Source organism: Pseudomonas sp. SCA2728.1_7 (genome assembly GCF_018138145.1).
Classification (GTDB): Bacteria; Pseudomonadota; Gammaproteobacteria; order Pseudomonadales; family Pseudomonadaceae; genus Aquipseudomonas; species Aquipseudomonas koreensis_A.
The window spans coordinates 4,790,653-4,810,136 of record NZ_CP073104.1 but is presented as its reverse complement, the minus strand read 5'-3'; the positions used below and the strand labels follow the sequence as shown (position 1 = coordinate 4,810,136).

Sequence of the window (19,484 nt, the reverse complement as noted above, 5' to 3'; positions counted from 1 at the left end):
TCCTTAGCGCGTGCCGCCGGTTTGTTTGAGGAAGTTGGCAAACAGTTCATGCCCCTGTTCAGTCAGGATCGACTCGGGGTGGAACTGTACGCCCTCAATGTTCAGGGTCTTGTGCCGCAGGCCCATGATTTCGTCGACTGAACCGTCGTCGTGTTGGGTCCACGCAGTCAGTTCCAGGCAATCGGGCAAAGTGTCGTGCTTGACGATCAGCGAGTGGTAACGGGTGACGGTCAGCGGATGATTGAGACCGGCGAAAACGCCCTTGTCCTCGTGGAATACCGGACTAGTCTTACCGTGCATCACTTGCCGGGCGCGCACTACATCGCCGCCAAAGGCCTGGCCGATGGACTGGTGACCCAGGCAAACGCCGAGGATCGGCAGTTTGCCGGCAAAGTACTTGATGGCTTCGATGGAAATGCCGGCTTCGGTCGGCGTGCACGGACCCGGGGAAACCACGATGCGCTCAGGCTTGAGTGCTTCGATTTCGGCGATGGTCAATTCGTCGTTGCGCACGACTTTGACCTCGGCACCCAGCTCGCCAAGGTATTGCACAACGTTGTAAGTAAAGGAGTCGTAGTTGTCGATCATCAGCAACATGGCGTTTCGAACCTCTTGAATTCTGATTTGAAAACAGCCTTCAGATCACTTGCCCGCAGGGCGCTGCACGATGTCGGACGCAGGAAGACGCGTCGGCACAGCGGCATTTCAAACAGGCAAGGAAGGCAAAGCGATACAGATCCGGCGGGGCCGGCAGAAAAGATTCAGGCGCGCCAACGCCAGCGGGCGTGTGCCTTGATGACTTGATCCAGAAGTTTGCTGGTGATCAACACGGGGGAGGTCTCGTTCATACGTTCCGGCACAGTAACTTAGCTGGGCGGAGCGTGCAATATGGCCGGGCCTTTGGGGGATAAATCCAGGGGAGGATTCGCGACCGATGGCAAAACGCCGGGAGTTTTTGGTACTGTCGTTTCGTTCACCTACAACAATAAATAAACGGACTTGCTCATGATCAAACAGACGTTGTTTGTACCGCTGGCTGGCTGCCTGCTCGCACTGGCTTGTGCTCAGGCCAATGCAGCGCCCAATCCTTATTCCCGTTTCATTGTGTTTGGCGACAGCCTCAATGATGCCGGTACCTTCACCGACGCCGGCGGACCGGCCGGCTCCACCGAGCGTTACACCAACCGGACCGGGCCGGTGTATCAGGATGGCAGCGGCGAACTGTATTCATTGAACTCCACGCAGTTGCTCGGCGGACGCCTTGGCTTTTCGCCAGATCAGACAGCCTCTTCCAGCTCTGCCGTGCGCGCCGAAAACGGCCAACCGGACGGTAACAACTGGGCGGTGGGCGGCTATCGTACCGACCAGATCCTCGACTCGATCACCACGCAATCCGCTACCGGCGAACGCACTCGCGCCGGTTACCTGCCATCGAATGGCTTCCGCGCCGATCCGAATGCGCTGTATTACATTTCCGGCGGCGGCAACGACTTCCTGCAAGGGCGCATTCTCAGCCTGCCGCAAGCCAACGCCGCCGCCGATCGACTGGCCGACAGCGTGCAAACCCTGCAAACCGCCGGCGCCAAATACGTGATGGTCTGGCTGTTGCCTGATGTGGGGCTGACGCCGGCCATCAACGGTACGCCACTGCAAGCTTTCAGCAGCCAACTCGCCACCCAGTTCAACAGTCAGTTGGTTACGCGCCTGCAAGGCATCAACGCCGAGATCATTCCGCTGAACATTCCGGTGCTGCTGTCGGAAGTGTTTGCCGATCCAGGACGTTTTGGCCTCGCGACCGATCAGAACCTGACCGCGACCTGCTTCAGTGGCAATAGCTGCACCGAGAACGCCCGTTACGGGATCAACAGTGCGACACCTGACCCGAGCAAGCTGATCTACAACGACGGCGTACACCCGACCGAAGCCGGACAAAAACTGATCTCCGACTACGCCTACTCCCTGCTCGCCGCACCTTGGGAACTGACGCTGTTACCGGAAATGGCCCACGCCACGGTACGCGCGCACCAAGACGAACTGCGCAACCAATGGCAAGCGGACTGGGAAAACTGGCAAGCGGTCGGCCAATGGCGCGCGATTGTTTCCGCGGGTGGCCAGCATCTGGATGTCGACAGCCAAAGCAGCGGCGTCAGTGCCGATGGCAGCGGTTACAACCTCAACATCGGTGGCAGCTATCGCTTGAATGAAGCCTGGCGCGTCGGTGTGGCGGGCGGTGTCTACCGGCAGAATCTGGAGGCCGGTCATAACGATTCGGACTACAAACTCAACAGCTACATGGCCACGGCATTTGCCCAGTACCAGCAAAATCGCTGGTGGGCTGACGCTGCTTTGACTGGCGGCAAACTCGACTACGACAACCTCAAGCGCAAGTTCGATCTCGGTGCCAGCGAAGGCGCAGAAAAAGGCGACACTGACGGCAGCCTCTGGGCCTTCAGCGCCCGTGTCGGTTATGACATTGCCCAGCCGGGCAGCGAGTGGCACCTGTCGCCATTCGTCAGCGCTGACTACGCCAGCGTTGATGTCGATGGCTATTCAGAGAAGAGCAACCGCGCCACAGCGCTGACCTTCGATGATCAGACTCGCGATTCGAAACGTCTGGGGTTGGGCTTGCAGGGCAAATACAACATCACCCCGCAAACGCAGGTGTTCGGCGAGTACGCTCACGAGCGTGAGTACGAAGATGACGTGCAGAAGGTCCGCATCGCGCTCAATACTCTGCCGGCAAACGACTTCAAACTTGAAGGCTATACGCCGCAGAGTCATTTGAATCGCTTGAGTCTGGGCGTCAGCCACAAGCTCACGGCGGATCTGGCGCTGCGTGGCGGTTATTCGTTGCGCAAGGATGATGACTTTACCCAGCAGGGCGTTAATGTCGGGGTTGTGTTGGACTTCTAAATCCCACGCACAAAAAAGCGGCGCCCTCACAGGCGCCGCTTTTTTATGGCTGAACACAGATCAAAATGTAGGAGTGAGCCTGCTCGCGATTACGGTGGTTCAGACAACATATCCGTTGAATGTTAATCCGCTATCGCGAGCAGGCTCACTCCTACAAAGGTTTTGTGTGAACTCAGGCTTCCGGAGTTTGCTCGGCCAGGGCCACGGCGCGGAACATCGCGCGGCGTTTGTTCAGGGTTTCTTCCCATTCCAGGGCCGGCACCGAGTCGGCAACGATGCCGCCGCCAGCCTGCACGTGCAGCTCGCCGTTTTTGATCACTGCCGTGCGAATGGCAATCGCGGTGTCCATGTTGCCGTTCCAGGCGAAGTAACCGACCGCCCCACCGTAGACGCCACGCTTGACCGGCTCCAGTTCGTCGATGATTTCCATCGCGCGAATCTTCGGGGCGCCCGACAAGGTGCCCGCCGGCAGAATCGCCCGCAGTGCATCCATCGCCGTCAGCCCTTCTTTCAACTGACCGGTGACGTTGGAGACGATGTGCATCACGTTGGAATAACGCTCGATGACCATTTTCTCGGTGAGCTTCACCGAGCCGATTTCCGAAACGCGGCCGGTGTCGTTGCGACCGAGATCGATCAGCATCAAGTGCTCGGCGATCTCTTTGTCATCCGACAGCAGATCTTCTTCCAGCGCCACGTCCGCCTCTTCGGTCGCGCCACGAGGGCGAGTACCGGCAATCGGACGCACGGTGATCAGGTTGTCTTCAACGCGCACCAGCACTTCCGGCGAACTGCCAACAACATGGAAGTCGCCGAAGTTGAAGAAGTACATGTACGGCGTCGGGTTGAAGCAACGCAGGGCGCGGTACAGATCGATCGGTGCAGCCTTGAAGTCGATCGACATACGCTGCGACGGCACAACCTGCATGCAGTCGCCAGCAAGGATGTACTCCTTGATGGTGTCGACGGCTTTTTCGTAATCGTTCTGGGTGAAACTCGAACGGAACACCGGATCAGCCGCTTGCTGCTTGCTGAAGTCCAGGCCACGACGCGGAGTGATTGGCTGGCGCAGTTTCTCCAGCAATGCTTGCAGTTGCGCCTGACCTTGTTCGAAGGCATCCACCTGCGCAGGGTCGGCCAGCACGATCGCGTGCATCTTGCCGGCGAGGTTGTCGAACACCACGACAGCGTCGGAAACCATCAGCAGAATGTCCGGTACGCCCAGTGGATCCGGGTTCGGGCACTTGCCCAAGCGCTTCTCGACATAACGCACGCAGTCGTAACCGAAGTATCCGACCAGACCACCGTTGAAACGCGGCAGACCGGCGATAGTCGGCACGTTGTAGCGCGCCTTGAAGGTTTCAACGAACGCCAACGGATCTTCAACATCGTGGCTTTCGGTCTCGACACCATCAACGGTGATGCTGACGTGATGGTCGTGAACCCGCAGCACAGTGCGGCACGGCAGGCCGATGATCGAGTAACGGCCCCACTTCTCGCCGCCCTGCACCGATTCGAGCAGGTAGGAGTTGGGCTGGTCGGCCAGTTTCAGGTAGATCGACAGCGGCGTGTCGAAGTCGGCCAGGGTTTCGCAGGCCAACGGAATGCGGTTGTAGCCGTCAGCGGCCAAGCGCAGGAATTCTTCGCGGATCATAAGGTGCCTCGTGGTGTGAGGGGCAAATCAGTCAGGTATGCAAACGCGCCGGCAGGCCGGCCAGGAACAAGTCAGGCGCGCCAACGCCAGCGGGCCAGGGCCTTGATGACTTTCATCCAGAGTTTGCGAGTGACCACCACGATGGCGTTTCCAGAATGGGAGTGAGAAGCGTCGGGCAACGTTATCTCAGCGGCCGAACCGAGGCAACCGGGAATTAGCTTGCGCAGATCGTCGATCACCAGCGCCGGCGACTCTTCGGCAATTGGCCGGCCATGGTTGTAACCGTAACTCAGCGCCACGCATTTGACCCCCGCCGCTTTCGCCGCCAGTACGTCGCTGCGCGAGTCGCCGACGAACAACGATTGCGAGGCCGGGATGTTGGCCATTTTCATGACAAAGAACAGCGCTGCCGGGTCAGGCTTTTTCTGCGGCAAGGTATCGCCACCGATGATCCACTTGAAGTAGCGGCCGATTTTCATCTGATCCAGCAGCGGCGCGACGAAACGCTCCGGTTTGTTGGTGATCAGCGCCATGGCCACGCCTTGCTTGTGCAGCCACTTGAGGGTGTCGCGCACGCCGGGATAGACCACGGTCAGCTCATGGCTGGCGCCGTAGGCTTGCATGAACACTTCCAGCGCATGTTCGGCCTCGACGTCATCCACCGCCGAATGATCGATGCCACCGGCCAACGCCCGACGCACCAACACCGGCGCGCCGTTGCCCACCCACTCGCGCACCGATTCGATGCCCGCAGGTTGGCGGCCAAGGGAGAGCAGCATGGTGTCCACCGCCGCTGCCAGGTCTGGAACCGAGTCGATCAGCGTGCCATCCAGATCGAACATCACCAGCCGTGGCAGTTTTCCCGGGAACAACTGCTCAAATCCGCTCATGGGCGCGCCAGCGCCAGTTCGGAACGCATCTTGTCGATGACTTCCTGATAGTTCGGCGCATTGAAGATCGCCGAGCCGGCAACAAAGGTGTCAGCGCCAGCCGCGGCGATTTCGCGGATGTTGTTGACGTTGACGCCGCCGTCGATTTCCAGACGGATGTCACGGCCCGAGGCATCGATGATCGCCCGCGCTTCGCGCAGTTTGTCGAGGGTGCCGGGAATGAATTTCTGCCCGCCGAAGCCCGGGTTGACGCTCATCAGCAAGACCATGTCGACCTTGTCGATCACGTACTTGAGCACGTCCAGCGGGGTCGCCGGGTTGAACACCAGACCGGATTTGCAGCCGCCTTCACGGATCAGCTGCAGCGAGCGATCAACGTGCAGCGTGGCTTCCGGGTGGAAGGTGATGTAGGTGGCGCCAGCCTCGATGAAGTCGCCAACAATGCGGTCCACCGGGCTGACCATCAGGTGAGCGTCGATCGGCGCGGTGACGCCGTACTTGCGCAACGCGGCGCAGACCATCGGGCCGATGGTCAGGTTCGGCACGTAGTGGTTGTCCATGACGTCGAAGTGAACGAAGTCGGCACCAGCGGCCAGAACGTTGTCGACTTCCTCGCCGAGGCGGGCGAAGTCGGCGGAGAGAATCGACGGAGCAATTACGAAGGGCTGCATGACGCACCTTTTCTGAGCTAAATCACGATGGCGCGCATTGTATACCTCAAGTTTCCAAGCGCGCACCGTGACCGCGATGATTGGGTTGTGCCATGACGGATGACCGACGCTGACTCAATACGCCGCGCGGTAGATCTTCTCGATGTCCACGGCGCTGAGTTTGCGCGGGTTGTTGCGCATCAGCCGCTCGATCCCTGCCGCTTCCACGGCCATGGCCGGGATCGCCTCTTCCGGGACACCGAAACTGCGCAGCCCGGCCGGGATTTCCACGGCCGCGCACAGATCGCTCATCGCCTGCACGGCTTTGTCCGCTGCTTCGGCGGCACTCAGATGAGCGGTCTTCACCCCCATCGCTTCGGCAATATCCTGCATGCGTTCGACGCAGGCCATCTTGTTCCAGGTCATGACATACGGCAGCAGCAAGGCGTTGCTCACGCCATGGGCAATGTTGAAGCGCCCGCCCAGCGGATACGCCAGCGCATGCACCGCGCCGACCCCGGCATTGCCGAACGCCATACCGGCCATCAGGCTGGCGGTGGCCATGTCTTCGCGCGCTTGCAGGTTGGCGCCGTTGGCGTAGGCCTTGGGCAGGGCTTTGGCGATCAGCTTGATGGCGCCGATGGCCAGCGAGTCGGTGATCGGCGAGGCATTCACCGACAGGTAGGATTCGATGGCGTGCACCAAGGCGTCGACGCCACTGGCGGCGGTGACGCTGCGTGGGCAGGTCAGGGTCATCTGCGGGCTGACCAGCGCCACGTCCGGTAATAGAAAGTCGCTGACGATGCCTTTCTTCAGTTGCGCGACTTTGTCCGAAAGGATTGCAACATTGGTGACTTCAGAACCGGTGCCGGCGGTGGTCGGGATGGCGATCAGCGGCGGGCCCTTGCGCGGCACTTGATCGACGCCGAACAGATCTTCCAGTGCGCCGTGGTAACCGGCGTACGCAGCAACACTTTTGGCGATGTCGATGGCGCTACCGCCACCGAGGCCGATCAAACCGTCATGCCCGCCCTCGCGGTAAACGCGCATGCAGTCTTCGACGATGGCGATTTCCGGATCGGGCAGCACGCGGTCGAAAATCTCGTAGTCGCGCCCACCGAGTTGCACCAGCGCCAGCTCGACCGTGCCGGATTTGACCAGCGCGGCGTCGGTGACGATCAGGGGGTTGTCGATGTCGAGGCGGCTGAGCTCGGCGGCCAGTTGCTCGATGGCTCCGGCGCCGGTGATCAGTTTGTGAGCGATTTTGAACTGGGACAGACTCATCGTGCGCAGCCTCTTATAGATGTGGGAGCTGGGCACAAGATTAGCTGGGGATTTGGGGTTGTCTGCTATTCAGGTGGTGAATGACCCATCGCAGGCGAGAGCAAGAGCAAGAGCCCCTCACCCTAGCCCTCTCCCGGAGGGAGAGGGGACTGATCGAGGTGAATGTGAGAGGTACACCGACTTGAGATACCGAGTCGAACTCAGGCTTTGAAAAGCACGACGATCTGCTCCCTTCCCCCGAAGGTAAAAAGACTGACCGAGGTGGATGGGAGAGGTGCACCGACTTGCGATATCGAGTCGAACTCAGATTCTGAACGGCACGAATATCTGCTCCCTTTCCCCTCTACCCCTTGGGGGAGAGGGCTGGGGTGAGGGGGTGGCTTTTGATCTGGCCCTTAAACCTGAGCAGTACGCAGTTTCTCGCTACGCCCACGCAGCCATTCCAGGGTCAGCAGCAGGATCACGGAGAAGGCAATCAACAATGTCGCCGCAGCCGCAATCGTCGGACTCAGGTTTTCGCGAATCCCGCTAAACATCTGCCGAGGCAAAGTCGCCTGCTCAGGCCCGGCCAGAAACAGCGTCACCACCACTTCATCAAACGACGTCGCAAAGGCAAACAGCGCCCCCGAAATCACTCCCGGCGCAATCAGCGGCAAGGTCACCCGGCGGAACGCCGTCAGCGGCGAAGCCCCCAGACTCGCGGCAGCCCGCACCAGATTGTGATTGAAGCCCTGCAACGTCGCCGACACCGTGATGATCACAAACGGCACGCCCAACACCGCGTGCACGACAATCAACGAGAAGAAACTGTTGCCCAGCCCCAACGGCGCGAAGAACAGATAACTCGCCACACCGATGATCACCACCGGCACCACCATCGGCGAAATCACCAGCGCCATCACCAAAGACTTACCGGGAAAGTCACCGCGAGTCAGGCCAATCGCCGCCAGCGTGCCGAAAACCATCGCCAGCACTGTCGCCGCCGGGGCGACGATGATGCTGTTCTTCAGGGCGCGCATCCATTCCGCCGAGGCGAAGAAATCCTGATACCAGTGCAACGAAAAACCCTGCAGCGGATAGACCAGAAAACTCCCCGAGTTGAACGACAGCGGAATAATCACCAGCACCGGCAAAATCAGAAACAACAGAATCAGGCCGCAGAGGATCCGCAGGCTGTAGAACCACACCCGTTCAATGGGCGACATGTAAGGACTCAGCATTTCGAATTCCCCTTAGCTCAGGCGCAGGCGACTGGCGCCGACCAGCCAGCTGTAAATCAGATAAAGCACGACAGTCGCCAGCAACAACAGCCCGCCCAGCGCGGTGGCCATGCCCCAGTTGATGCTGGTGTTGGTGTAGAAGGCGACGAAGTAGCTGACCATTTGATCGTTCGGGCTGCCGAGCAGCGCCGGGGTGATGTAGTAGCCAATCGCGAGGATGAACACCAACAGGCAACCGGCGCCAACACCGGCATAGGTCTGCGGGAAGTACACCCGCCAGAAACTGGCGAACGGGTGGCAGCCGAGGGAGATCGCCGCGCGCATGTAGGTCGGCGAGATGCCTTTCATCACGCTGTAGATCGGCAGAATCATGAACGGCAGCAGAATGTGCACCATCGAGATGTACACACCGGTGCGGTTGAACACCAGTTCCAGCGGTTTATCGATGATGCCCATCGCCATTAGACCGCTATTGATCAGGCCGCCCGATTGCAACAGCACGATCCATGCGGCGACGCGCACCAGAATCGAGGTCCAGAACGGCAACAGCACCAGAATCATCAGCAGGTTGCTTTGCCGCGATGGCAGGTTCGCCAGCAGATAAGCCAGTGGATACGCCAGCAGCAGGCAGATCACGGTGATGACCAGACCCATCCAGAACGTGCGGGCGAAGATGTCGAGGTAGATCGCCTGATCCGGGGTGGCCGGGGCGATTTCGCCGAGGTCGTCGATGCGATGATCGACGGACGCCAGCAGGTAATACGGGGTGATGCTGCTGGTGTTGCGTTTGACCGCCTGCCAGTAGGCCGGGTCGCCCCAACGTTCGTCGAGAGCTTCCAGCGCCTCTTTATAAGAGGCCGGTTCGCTGGCGAAGGGCAGCGCCCGGGCGGTTTTGGTCAACAGGCTGCGATAGCCGGCCAGCTCCATGTTCAAGCGCTTGGACAAATCGCCCAGCGTCTGGTTTTTGCGCGCTTCGGCGAGGTCTTCGCCGGCGGCTTTGTAGACCGGTTCAGCGGGCAGGCCGCGGCCGTCCCAGCTGGCGATGGCCGCCACGGTGCGCGGCATGCCGCCAACCACTTCGGGGTTGCCGACGCTTTTGTAGAGCAGCGCCACGATCGGCACCAGAAACACCAGCAACAGAAACAGCACCAGCGGCGCAATCAGCGCTTGAGCCTTCCAGCGGTTGACCCGCTCGGCGCGCTTGAGCTTCTGCTTCAAGGTGGGGCTGTTGCCCTCGTTCAGGGGAACGGCGATGGCCATGACGTACTCCGCAAATCTTTGATCGTTACAGAGGTGGTGAACCACCGCTGTTGTGTTGAAACACAGCTACCTGTGGGAGCGAGCCTGCTCGCGAAGAAGCCAGCACATTCAACATCCATGCTGGCTGATCTACCGCTTTCGCGAGCAGGCTCGCTCCCACAGGGGTGGGCAAGCCCACCCTCACCAGTTCCTGGTTATTTCGCAGCCCAGGAGTTGAAGCGCTGCTCCAGTTGCTCGCCGTTGTCAGCCCAGAAGCTGACGTCGATCTGCACCTGGTTGGCGATGTTTTCCGGGGTGGTCGGCATGTCTTTCAGGACATCCTTGGCCAGCAGCGGTACGGCTTGGGTATTGGCCGGGCCGTAGGCGATGTTTTCCGAGTAGGTCTTCTGCTGCTGCGGCTGCACCGAGTAGGCGATGAACTTCTTCGCCGCTTCGGCGCGCTTGGCGTCCAGACCTTTCGGGATAGCCCAGGCGTCGAAGTCGTAGATGCCACCGTTCCACACCACTTTCAGGTTGGATTCTTTCTGCACCGCCGCGATGCGACCGTTGTAGGCCGAGCTCATCACCACGTCGCCGGAAGCCAGGTATTGCGGCGGTTGCGCGCCGGCTTCCCACCACTGGATATTCGGTTTCAGCTCATCGAGCTTCTTGAACGCGCGATCCTGCCCACCCTTGCTCGCCAGCTCTTTGTAGACGTCTTTCGGCGCCACACCATCGGCCATCAAAGCGAATTCGAGGGTGTACTTGGCGCCTTTACGCAGGCCACGCTTGCCCGGGAATTTCTTGGTGTCCCAGAAATCAGCCCAGCTGGTGGGTGCGGTTTTCAGCTTGTCGGCGTTGTAAGCCAGTACGGTCGACCACACGAAGAAGCCCACGCCGCATGGCTGAATTGCGCCTTTGACGTAATCTTCGGTTTTGCCGAACAGTGCCGGATCGAGCTGTTCGAACATGTCTTCGTCGCAACCACGGGACAGCTCTGGCGATTCAACTTCGACCAGATCCCACGACACGCTCTTGGTGTCGACCATGGCTTTGACCTTGGCCATTTCGCCGTTGTATTCGCCGGCGACGATCTTGCCGTTGCCCGCCGCTTCCCACGGTGCATAGAAGGCTTTGACTTGCGCCGCCTTGTTCGCCCCGCCAAACGACACCACGGTCAAATCCGGGCCAGCGGCCATTGCGCTGGCCGCACCCATCAGGCCCAGGGTCAGGGCGGTGAACTTCAGGGATCTCAACATTTATTGTTCTCTCCACGTGCAGGGTTGGTGTTGGTATTGCCGGGGCGATTAATGCGCCTCAGGGGACGCTCTCACTTAGTGGGTCGAGCGCGCGAACATGCTCGACCTGCCAGCCAAGCGGAACCACGTCACCGACCGCGAGCGCAGGATCGAGCTCGGCAATCGGTTGTTTCACGAAGAAGTCGGTCTTGCCGCAGACTTCCAGGCGCACCCGGACGTGGTCGCCCAGATAGATGAATTCCGCCACCCTCCCTGAGAAGCGGTTAACGCATTGATCGCTCGAACCGTTGAGGCTGACGCGCTCAGGACGGATCGACAGGGTCACCGGTTCGCCGGTCTGGCCGACATTGACCGCCAGCGCCTCGACCTTTTCGCCACGGCCCAACTCGACCACGCAACGCTCGCCGGTCTGGCTGAGCAAGCGGCCGTTGAGGCGGTTGTTTTCGCCGATGAAATTGGCGACGAAGGTATTTTTCGGTTCTTCATAAAGGGTTCGCGGCGGCGCAATCTGCTGTATTTCGCCTTGATGGAACACTGCGACGCGGTCAGACATGGTCAGCGCTTCACCCTGATCGTGGGTCACGTAGACCACGGTCACGCCGAGGCGCTGGTGCAGGTGTTTGATTTCCATCTGCATGTGTTCACGCAATTGTTTGTCGAGGGCGCCGAGCGGTTCATCCATCAGCACCAGTTGCGGTTCGAACACCAGCGCACGGGCCAGTGCCACGCGTTGCTGTTGACCGCCGGACAGTTGCGCCGGATAGCGCGAAGCGAACGCATCGAGCTGAACCATGCTGAGGACTTTTTTCACACGGTCGCTGACGTCGCTTTTGTTCAGGCCACGCACGGTCAGCGGGAACGCGAGGTTTTCCGCCACGGTCATGTGCGGGAACAGTGCGTAGTTCTGGAACACCATGCCGATGTCGCGCTTGTGTGGCGGCACGTTGTTGATCGAGCGCCCGGCCAGCAGAATCTCGCCGGCAGTCGGTGTTTCGAAACCGGCGAGCATCATCAGGCTGGTGGTCTTGCCGGAACCGGACGGCCCGAGCAGGGTGAGGAATTCGCCTTTGCGAATATCGAGGTTGAGGTCTTTGACGATCAGGTTCTCGCCGTCGTAGCTCTTCTGCACTCCACGAAAGCTGACCAGCACATCACTGGCCCCTGCGTTTGTATCGACCTGGCTCATACCCACACCTTTGTTGTTGATGACTGCTTGTGGGTTAAGCCTAGTGGTTGCTGACAGGCGCGCAAATCGGGGCGCAGGAGAGAATCGCCTCAGCCGGATGGAAGGTTGGGGGTAGGGATTGCCCTACAAGGATGGCGCTCATGGATAAGGCAGTGGCGAGGGTTGAGCTGCAAGCTGCAAGAACAAGCAAAAGCGGCTGTCGCTAACAGATATGCCCACATTCCCCGAAGGCTGAGGAGATCCCTTGTAGGAGTGAGCCTGCTCGCGATAGCAGTGGATCAGCCAACACTGCAGTGAATGATCCACCGCTATCGCGAGCAGGCTCACTCCTACAATTTTTGATCGCGGTGACTGTTAGAGGAGTTTGTGTTCCATCGCATATTTGACCAGTTCGGCCAGCGAGGTGATGTTGAGCTTTTGCATCAGCCGCGCCTTGTGGGTGCTGATGGTCTTGCTGCTCAGCGCCAGTTGCTGGGCGATGTCGTTGACGTTGGCGCCTTGGGCCAGGCGTTCGAACACCGAGAATTCGCGTTCGGATAGCAGCGAATGCAGGGGGCGTGCATCGGTCAGGCCGACTTCGAAGACCATGCGATCCGCCAGATCCGGATCAATGTAGCGCCCACCGGCCGCGACTTTTCGAATGGCGGTGAGCAACAGCGCCGGATCACTGTCCTTGGTCGCATACCCTGCCGCGCCGACTTTCAGCGCCCGCGCGGCCATCTGCGCCTCGTCGTGCATCGACAGCACCAGAATCGCCGGCGGGTTGTTCAGCGCACGGATGCGCGGGATCGCTTCAAGTCCATTGACGCCGGGCATGGAGATATCGAGCAATACCACTTCGCACGGAACATGGCGCAGCGTCTCCAGCAGTTGCTCGCCATTGCTCGCCTCGCCCACCACTTGCAGATCTTTGGCCAGGCCGATCAATTGCTTGATGCCCTCACGCACGATGGTGTGGTCTTCGGCTACCAGTACACGGATCAAATTCTCTCTCCAGATTTCAGGTACACACCATTCCCTGTAGGAGTGAGCCTGCTCGCGATAGCGTCAGCCCAAACACTACAGACTTTCAGACCTCACTCACCGGCACTCGCACCATCAGACTGGTGCCCTCCCCCGGCTCACTCTCCAGCACCAGCCGCCCGCCCATGATCAGCACCCGCTCACGCATGCCCACCAGCCCAAACGAAGTCGGCCGACCGGCAGCGGGGACAAATCCTACGCCATCATCGCTGACTGTCAGACAAAGTTCGTCACCTTCCAGCGCCAGCGTCAGTTCCACAGTATGCGCCTGAGCATGGCGCATCACATTGGTCAGCGCCTCCTGCAGGATCCGGAACAGGCCAATCGCCTTGGCATCACTGAGCGCCGGAAGATTGTCCGGCACCTGCACCAGACACGGAATCTGCGTCCGCGCTTCAAACCGCCGCGCCTGCCATTCGATCGCCGACGCAATCCCGGCATCGAGAATCGGCGGTCGCAGCGCCGTCGCCACATCGCGCACCAACTGGAACAATTGGGCGATCAGGCGTTTCATGCTGTGCAGCCGCTCGTTCAGACCGGGATCGAGTTGCGCGTAGGCCAGTTCGCACATCGATGTTTCCAGCTTCAGCACGGTCAACATCTGCCCCAATTCATCGTGAACCTCGCGGGCAATTCGCGCCTTCTCTTCTTCACGCACGCTCTCAAGGTGCGCCGACAGTTCGCGCAGTTGCTCACGGGAGGCGGCCAGCTCCAGCTCGATACGCTTGCTCTCGGTGATGTCCCAGACGATGCCGTCCCAGACGTAGGCGCCATCCTCCAGTTGCCGGGTGATCGCCTTGATCTCGGCCCAGCGCTGCTGGCCCTGACGCGTAAGGATTCGGCCCTGCCACGACCAATCGCTGTCGGTGTCCAGCGCCTGATCCTGAGTACGGTGATAACTGGCCTTGTCATCCGGATGCACCAGACTGCGCAGGCCCATGTCGCGATGAGCGATAACGGCCGGCGCGTAGCCGACCAGACTTTCGCTGCCTTCGCTGATGTAGGCAAAGTCGATCTGCCCGGTCACCGGTGCCCGCTCCAGACGGAACACCAATCCCGGCACGTTGGCGGCGATGCCTTGCAGACGCGCCTCGCTTTCCTGCAACGCGGCGAGGGCGCGACGGCGATCGGTGACGTCGGTGAGGTAAACCACCAGGTACTCGCTGTCGCGAAAACGAAGGAAACTTAGCGAGACATCCGCCGGCAAAATACTGCCATCGGCGCGCACGCAGCTGGTTTCGAAACTCAGCGGCCCTTCTTCGCTGGCCCGCGCGCGTTTCCACAGGTTAAGCCAGCGATCCATGTGCAGACCCGGTTCGAAGTCGATCAGCGGTCGCTCGATCAACCCGCCCGAGGGATAACCGAGCATGATTTCCGCCGCGCGATTGGCGTAGCGCACATGGCTGTCCCAGTTGACCCAGAGAATGCCGACGGTGCTTTGGTCGATGGAAAATTGCGTCAGCCGCAGCGCTTCTTCACTGGCGGTGCGCAAGGCAATGTCTTCACGGGCGGCGAGCAAACGCTGCTCGAGGCTGTGCTGTTGGCGCCGTTGCCAGAACACAATCGCCACGCAACTGAACAACATCACCGCGAACAACAGCGCGAGGTTTTGCCAGAAGCCCGGCGACTCCGACAGTCGCGGGTATTTCGGTTGCAGCCATTGGTTATGCAGTTGCTCCAGATCCTTGGCCGGGATTGCACGCAGCGCACTTTGGACGATGCCGGCCAACTCTGGCCAATCGCGGCGCGAGCCGACTCGCAGCAGTTGCGGCAGGCCAATATCGCCAACCACCACCAGTTCGGCGAACTCCGGTTCTACCGACAAGCGTCCGAGTTGCGCCTCATCGACCACGGCGTAGGCAGCCTGCTGACTCAACAGCAACTGCAAGGCCTGACGTTCGAGCGGCACGCCTTGCAGATTCAGATGGGGATAGTTGCCGCGCAGGTAATCGGCCGTGCTGCTGGGCATGCGCACGGCGACGCGGACCTGGCTATCGAGCTTTTCCAGATCGACTACGCCACTGGCTTTCTGATCACTGACCACCAGTTGCGGCACGCGCATATAGGGATCGGAAAACTGCCACAGACGCAGGGCGCTCGGGGTTTGGCTCAGGCCCGGGGCGATATCGATCTCGCCCTCGCGCACGGCGGTTTCCAGTTGCGCGAGATCCTGAAAATTGCGCCAGCTCAGTTCGACATTGAGCGACTTGGCCAGCAACTTCATCAGTTCGACGTTGGCCCCGGACAGCTTCTGCAAACGCCGGTCGTATTGCGCAAACGGCGCTTGCAACACCAGACCGACGCGCAATTCATTGTGCTGCGCCAGCCATTGCTGCTGGCCCGCCGACAATTGCGCAACATGCGCCGGGGGCGCAGGCGCCGCCCAGCCCATCAAGGGAAACCACAAACAGCCGATAACCCACAGGCAGCAAAATCGCTTCATTGAAGTCTCATACACTGACAAATTCTGACCAACCCATTAGGCTGCCGGGATACTTTCTGGCCTGGAATGACCGATGCCCTCTGTTTACCGCCTGGCAATGCCAGCATTGTGCCTGTCGCTGCTCCTGCCTTGTGCATTTTCCGTCGAAGCCGCCGATCCGGCACCCGCCGCCACGGCGGAAAAACCGGCCGAAGAAAAACCGACCGAACGCCAGCCACTGCTTGAGCGTAGTCAGGAAGAAGCCGCTGCACTGGAACGTAAAGTCCCGGCACAAGAACAGCAACAGTTGCAGGCCGGCAGCGACACCTTCCTCGCCCTGTGGAAACCGGCCAACACCGCCGAGCCCAAAGGCGCGGTGATCATCATCCCCGGCGCCGGCGAAACCGCTGACTGGCCGCAGGCAATCGGCCCATTGCGACAAAAACTGCCAAACGCCGACTGGAGCAGCCTGAGCATCACGCTGCCTGACCTGCAAAGCGATACCATTGCCCCGCGCGTCGTCGAAGCAGCTGCGGCGCCGAAGGCACCGGAAAGCGGCAGCAAGGACGCCACCACCGCACAGCCAATCGAGCAAGCCGCTGGCGGTGAAGCCGAAGTGGCGGATCAAGTGGTCGCCGAAACCACTGAAGAGCAATCCAAGGCTGACGCCGAACGAATCTTCGCGCGCATCGACGCGGCGATTGCCTACGCCGAGCAGCAGAGCGCGCGCAGCATAGTCGTGCTCGGACACGGCACCGGTGCTTATTGGGCCGCGCGCTACTTGAGCGAAAAACAAACTTCGCAGGTCGAAAAGTTCGTCATGGTTGATGTGCTGACACCGACCAAGGCCAAACCGGCGCTGGTAGAACTGACGCCGACGTTGAAATTGCCGACCGTGGATATTTTCTACATGGACAAGCCGCTGGATCGCAACGCAGCGCTGGAGCGCATGCAAGCGAGCAAGCGCTTGAAGACCTCGGCGTTCAGCCAGGTCGCGCTCAAGGCTTTGCCGGATAACAAGGCTGAACAGGAACAGTTGTTCCGCCGGGTGCGTGGCTGGCTGAATCCGCAGAATCCGGACTGACCGAATAAGACCGAGGCGCCTTCATTCGCGAGCAAGCTCGCTCCCACACTTGATCGCGTTCCCTGAGCTGGAATGCGTTCGAATGTGGGAGCGAGCTTGCTCGCGAAGGGGCCATCACTGACAACACAGCTCTAACGGTTAGCGAAAATCCCGCCGCTCACGAATCAACGTGTAGGCATTGTGCAGCTCGCGGGTTTTATCGGTCGCTTCGCGCACCTGCGCTGGCGTCGCCCCCGTACCGGCAATCTTGTCCGGATGATGACGACTGAGCAGACGCCGATAGGCTCGCTTGATCTGCGCCGGTTCGCTGGACGCCGACACGCCCAATAAACGCATCGCCTCCTGATAACTCACCGCAGCGCTGACGATCGGTCGTTTGCCCGGCTCGTAATCATTGGCCAAGGCCTGAACCTGCTGCGATGTCCAGCCCAGCCATTTGCCCCACTGCGCCAACAATTCCCGCTCGCTGACGCCCGCACGACCATCGGCCCAGACCATCCGCCAACACGCCCGCAACACCCCTTCGGCCGCGTGGGGTTGTCCGCTCAGACGCCGCAAATAGCCGCGCAGATTGTCATTTTCCGACTTGCCACGGTTGAACGCGGTAATCGCCCGACGCGTCGCCGGCTCGCTCATCTCTAGCGCACGCATCTCGTTGCGCGCCTGCTGGATATGGCCATCGGTGACTCGACCGTCACTTTTGGCCAGACGTCCGAGCAACACAAACAACAGTTCGTCGTTACGCAGCATCGGCCGACCGCCGAGCTTTTCCCGCAAGTGTCCCCAGCTCTGCAAGTGCAAGCGCCGATCCAGCGCCTGCCCCAACAATGCCCCAAGCATGGCCCCCGGAATGCTGGCGATCGCAAAACCCGCTCCGGCTCCAATCAGAGTCCCTGGCCACAACATGTCAGCGACTCGCTTCTATCAAGGTTTCAGCTTCAGCCAGACGCTCGTGCGTACCGACATCCACCCAGTGACCTTTCAGTCGCTCGCCCGTGACCTCGTCAGCCGCCATGGCGTTGCGCAACAGCGGTGCCAGTTTGAAAGCACCGTCGGCGCAGCCGTCGAACAACTGAGGATGCAGCACCGCGATGCCGCTGTAGGTCAGGGTCGCAGCGTCCGGCTGACCGTCGTGCACCTTGCCATCGACCAAAGTGAAATCTCCACTCGGGTGATGCGCCGGATTGTCGGCCAGTACCAGATGTGCGAGCCCGTTGATCGGCTGATGCAGCACGCTGAAGTCGTAATCGGTCCAGATATCACCGTTGACCACCAGGAAGGCGTCATCGCCGAGCAACGGCAGCGCACGGAAAATCCCGCCGCCGGTTTCCAGTGGCTCACCTTCCGGCGAGTACTGAATGTTCACGCCAAATTGCGAACCGTCACCCAGGTAATCTTCGATCTGCTGACCGAGCCAGGCGTGATTGATCACGATCTCGTTGAACCCCGCAGCCGCCAGGGCGTGCAGGTGATATTCGATCAGGGGAACACCGCCGGCACGCACCAGTGGTTTCGGCGTGGTCAGGGTCAGCGGGCGCATACGCTCGCCTTTGCCTGCCGCCAGAATCATTGCCTTCATGCTGTTGCTCCACCCCGCAGGCTGGTGAACAGCGCTTGCAGCTCCGCCAGTTCCGGACGACGCGCAATCACCGCTTCTATATAAGAGAAGAAACGCGGCACGTCGGCCAGATAACGCGGCTTGCCGTCGCGATGGCAGATGCGCGCGAAGATGCCAATGACTTTCAGGTGACGCTGCACGCCCATCAGGTCGCTGGCGCGCAGGAAGTCCTCGAAGTCCGGCTGCACCGGAATATTCAGCGCCGAGGCTTGCTGCCAATAACTTTCCAGCCAGCCACGCACGCGTTCTTCAGGCCAACTGAGGAAGGCGTCCTTGAACAGGCACGTCACGTCGTAGGTCACCGGGCCGTAAACTGCATCCTGGAAATCCAGCACGCCGGGGTTCGGCTCGCTGAGCATCAGGTTGCGCGGCATGTAGTCGCGGTGCACCAGCACTTTGGGCTGGGCGAGTGCGCTGTCGATCAGCAGATCGCTGACCTGCTGCCACTGCTGTTGCTGAGTCGAATCGAATTCGACGCCAAGCTCATGTTTCACATACCACTCGGGGAACAGTTCCAGCTCACGACGCAGCAACGCAACGTCGTAACTCGGCAACGGTGCAACCATCGGCAACTGCTGAAAAGCCAGCAGCGCTTGCAAGGCATCGTTGAACAATGCGTCGGCATTTTCGCCATCGATCACGTCGAGATAGGTCTGGTTGCCCAGGTCATTGAGCAAAAGAAATCCGCGCTCGAGGTCTTCGGCGTAAATTTTCGGCACATTTATTCCGGATTTCGCCAGCAAAAAAGCGATATCCACGAACGGTTTGCAGTTTTCCTGGGGCGGCGGAGCGTCCATCACGACGAAGCTGCGACCTTCACCTTCCCAACGGAAGTAACGGCGGAAACTCGCGTCGCTGCTGGCCGCGGTCAACGTGGCCGGGGGCACGGCGCCCCAGCCCTGATCTGCAAACAGGTTTACCAACTGCTCATCGAGCCAAACTTTCAGGTGTTGCAAGCGTACATCTTGGTCAGGCATTGCAAGGGTCTCCGACGGCGCTAGCCGTCAAGCGGGTCATGCTTTATTATCCAGCATCTTTTTCA

General features: G+C 60.2%; 16 protein-coding genes. 2 read left to right on the top strand and 14 right to left on the bottom strand.

The features are described from left to right. Positions 1 to 3: 3 nt before the first annotated feature. Positions 4 to 597 carry an aminodeoxychorismate/anthranilate synthase component II gene (locus KBP52_RS21425; protein WP_077574753.1) on the bottom strand — a complete coding sequence of 198 codons (594 nt, stop codon included), beginning with the start codon at positions 595 to 597 and terminating at the stop codon, positions 4 to 6. Between the two features lie 408 nt (positions 598 to 1,005). Here KBP52_RS21425 and estP point away from each other — a divergent pair, with 408 nt between their 5' ends. Next, positions 1,006 to 2,913: an esterase EstP gene (gene estP, locus KBP52_RS21420; protein WP_212620928.1), complete on the top strand. Its 1,908-nt coding sequence runs from the start codon at positions 1,006 to 1,008 to the stop codon at positions 2,911 to 2,913. A 172-nt stretch (positions 2,914 to 3,085) separates the two neighbouring features. On the opposite strand, the gene trpE is transcribed toward estP, so the two are convergent. From trpE to KBP52_RS21370, 10 genes are all read right to left on the bottom strand, one after another. Then, complete coding sequence (gene trpE, locus KBP52_RS21415) at positions 3,086 to 4,567, bottom strand: anthranilate synthase component I (RefSeq protein WP_212620927.1); 1,482 nt, start codon at positions 4,565 to 4,567, stop codon at positions 3,086 to 3,088. Positions 4,568 to 4,638: 71 nt separating this feature from the next. Next, a complete protein-coding gene (locus KBP52_RS21410) occupies positions 4,639 to 5,457 on the bottom strand; it encodes a phosphoglycolate phosphatase (RefSeq protein ID WP_212620926.1) in 819 nt (272 codons plus the stop codon). Then, positions 5,454 to 6,128, bottom strand: a complete 675-nt coding sequence (gene rpe / locus KBP52_RS21405) for a ribulose-phosphate 3-epimerase (protein WP_007918813.1) — start codon at positions 6,126 to 6,128, stop codon at positions 5,454 to 5,456. Before rpe ends, KBP52_RS21410 begins: the two co-directional genes overlap by 4 nt. Positions 6,129 to 6,242: 114 nt before the next feature. After that, positions 6,243 to 7,391 carry an iron-containing alcohol dehydrogenase gene (locus KBP52_RS21400; protein WP_212620925.1) on the bottom strand — a complete coding sequence of 383 codons (1,149 nt, stop codon included), beginning with the start codon at positions 7,389 to 7,391 and terminating at the stop codon, positions 6,243 to 6,245. Positions 7,392 to 7,786: 395 nt separating this feature from the next. Then, positions 7,787 to 8,611, bottom strand: a complete 825-nt coding sequence (locus KBP52_RS21395) for an ABC transporter permease (protein WP_194935297.1) — start codon at positions 8,609 to 8,611, stop codon at positions 7,787 to 7,789. Between the two features lie 12 nt (positions 8,612 to 8,623). Next, positions 8,624 to 9,871: an ABC transporter permease gene (locus KBP52_RS21390; RefSeq protein ID WP_008084125.1), complete on the bottom strand. Its 1,248-nt coding sequence runs from the start codon at positions 9,869 to 9,871 to the stop codon at positions 8,624 to 8,626. A 194-nt stretch (positions 9,872 to 10,065) separates the two neighbouring features. Further along, positions 10,066 to 11,109 (bottom strand): ABC transporter substrate-binding protein, encoded by a 1,044-nt coding sequence (locus KBP52_RS21385; protein WP_016983607.1) that lies wholly within the window; start codon positions 11,107 to 11,109, stop codon positions 10,066 to 10,068. A gap of 58 nt (positions 11,110 to 11,167) precedes the next feature. Further along, positions 11,168 to 12,295, bottom strand: a complete 1,128-nt coding sequence (locus KBP52_RS21380; protein ID WP_212620924.1) for an ABC transporter ATP-binding protein — start codon at positions 12,293 to 12,295, stop codon at positions 11,168 to 11,170. A gap of 354 nt (positions 12,296 to 12,649) precedes the next feature. Then, complete coding sequence (locus KBP52_RS21375; protein WP_008085218.1) at positions 12,650 to 13,279, bottom strand: response regulator transcription factor; 630 nt, start codon at positions 13,277 to 13,279, stop codon at positions 12,650 to 12,652. 85 nt (positions 13,280 to 13,364) lie between these two features. Beyond that, positions 13,365 to 15,761, bottom strand: a complete 2,397-nt coding sequence (locus tag KBP52_RS21370; RefSeq protein ID WP_212620923.1) for a sensor histidine kinase — start codon at positions 15,759 to 15,761, stop codon at positions 13,365 to 13,367. A gap of 73 nt (positions 15,762 to 15,834) precedes the next feature. On the opposite strand from KBP52_RS21370, the gene KBP52_RS21365 reads away from it, so the two are divergent. Continuing rightward, on the top strand, positions 15,835 to 16,824 hold the full coding sequence (locus KBP52_RS21365; protein ID WP_212620922.1) for an alpha/beta hydrolase family protein: 990 nt from the start codon (positions 15,835 to 15,837) through the stop codon (positions 16,822 to 16,824). Positions 16,825 to 16,962: 138 nt separating this feature from the next. Here KBP52_RS21365 and KBP52_RS21360 read toward each other — a convergent pair whose 3' ends face one another. Genes KBP52_RS21360 through KBP52_RS21350 form a run of 3 tightly spaced genes read right to left on the bottom strand, consistent with a single transcriptional unit; the run spans position 16,963 to position 19,419 of the window. After that, the gene (locus tag KBP52_RS21360) at positions 16,963 to 17,730 is read right to left on the bottom strand and encodes a TerB family tellurite resistance protein (RefSeq protein ID WP_123594043.1); all 768 of its coding nucleotides are present in this window, start codon (positions 17,728 to 17,730) and stop codon (positions 16,963 to 16,965) included. Position 17,731: 1 nt separating this feature from the next. After that, a complete protein-coding gene (murU, locus tag KBP52_RS21355) occupies positions 17,732 to 18,403 on the bottom strand; it encodes an N-acetylmuramate alpha-1-phosphate uridylyltransferase MurU (RefSeq protein ID WP_212620921.1) in 672 nt (223 codons plus the stop codon). Further along, positions 18,400 to 19,419, bottom strand: coding sequence for a phosphotransferase (locus tag KBP52_RS21350; RefSeq protein ID WP_116028312.1), 1,020 nt, complete (start codon positions 19,417 to 19,419; stop codon positions 18,400 to 18,402). The genes murU and KBP52_RS21350 overlap by 4 nt, the downstream gene beginning before the upstream one ends. Between the last annotated feature and the right edge of the window lie 65 nt (positions 19,420 to 19,484).

Coding starts and splice junctions, on each gene's coding strand:
- KBP52_RS21425 (WP_077574753.1), bottom strand. CDS start 597: ATGTTGCTGATGATCGACAACTACGACTCCTTTACTTACAACGTTGTG.
- estP (WP_212620928.1), top strand. CDS start 1,006: ATGATCAAACAGACGTTGTTTGTACCGCTGGCTGGCTGCCTGCTCGCA.
- trpE (WP_212620927.1), bottom strand. CDS start 4,567: ATGATCCGCGAAGAATTCCTGCGCTTGGCCGCTGACGGCTACAACCGC.
- KBP52_RS21410 (WP_212620926.1), bottom strand. CDS start 5,457: ATGAGCGGATTTGAGCAGTTGTTCCCGGGAAAACTGCCACGGCTGGTG.
- rpe (WP_007918813.1), bottom strand. CDS start 6,128: ATGCAGCCCTTCGTAATTGCTCCGTCGATTCTCTCCGCCGACTTCGCC.
- KBP52_RS21400 (WP_212620925.1), bottom strand. CDS start 7,391: ATGAGTCTGTCCCAGTTCAAAATCGCTCACAAACTGATCACCGGCGCC.
- KBP52_RS21395 (WP_194935297.1), bottom strand. CDS start 8,611: ATGCTGAGTCCTTACATGTCGCCCATTGAACGGGTGTGGTTCTACAGC.
- KBP52_RS21390 (WP_008084125.1), bottom strand. CDS start 9,871: ATGGCCATCGCCGTTCCCCTGAACGAGGGCAACAGCCCCACCTTGAAG.
- KBP52_RS21385 (WP_016983607.1), bottom strand. CDS start 11,109: ATGTTGAGATCCCTGAAGTTCACCGCCCTGACCCTGGGCCTGATGGGT.
- KBP52_RS21380 (WP_212620924.1), bottom strand. CDS start 12,295: ATGAGCCAGGTCGATACAAACGCAGGGGCCAGTGATGTGCTGGTCAGC.
- KBP52_RS21370 (WP_212620923.1), bottom strand. CDS start 15,761: ATGAAGCGATTTTGCTGCCTGTGGGTTATCGGCTGTTTGTGGTTTCCC.
- KBP52_RS21365 (WP_212620922.1), top strand. CDS start 15,835: ATGCCCTCTGTTTACCGCCTGGCAATGCCAGCATTGTGCCTGTCGCTG.
- KBP52_RS21360 (WP_123594043.1), bottom strand. CDS start 17,730: ATGTTGTGGCCAGGGACTCTGATTGGAGCCGGAGCGGGTTTTGCGATC.
- murU (WP_212620921.1), bottom strand. CDS start 18,403: ATGAAGGCAATGATTCTGGCGGCAGGCAAAGGCGAGCGTATGCGCCCG.
- KBP52_RS21350 (WP_116028312.1), bottom strand. CDS start 19,419: ATGCCTGACCAAGATGTACGCTTGCAACACCTGAAAGTTTGGCTCGAT.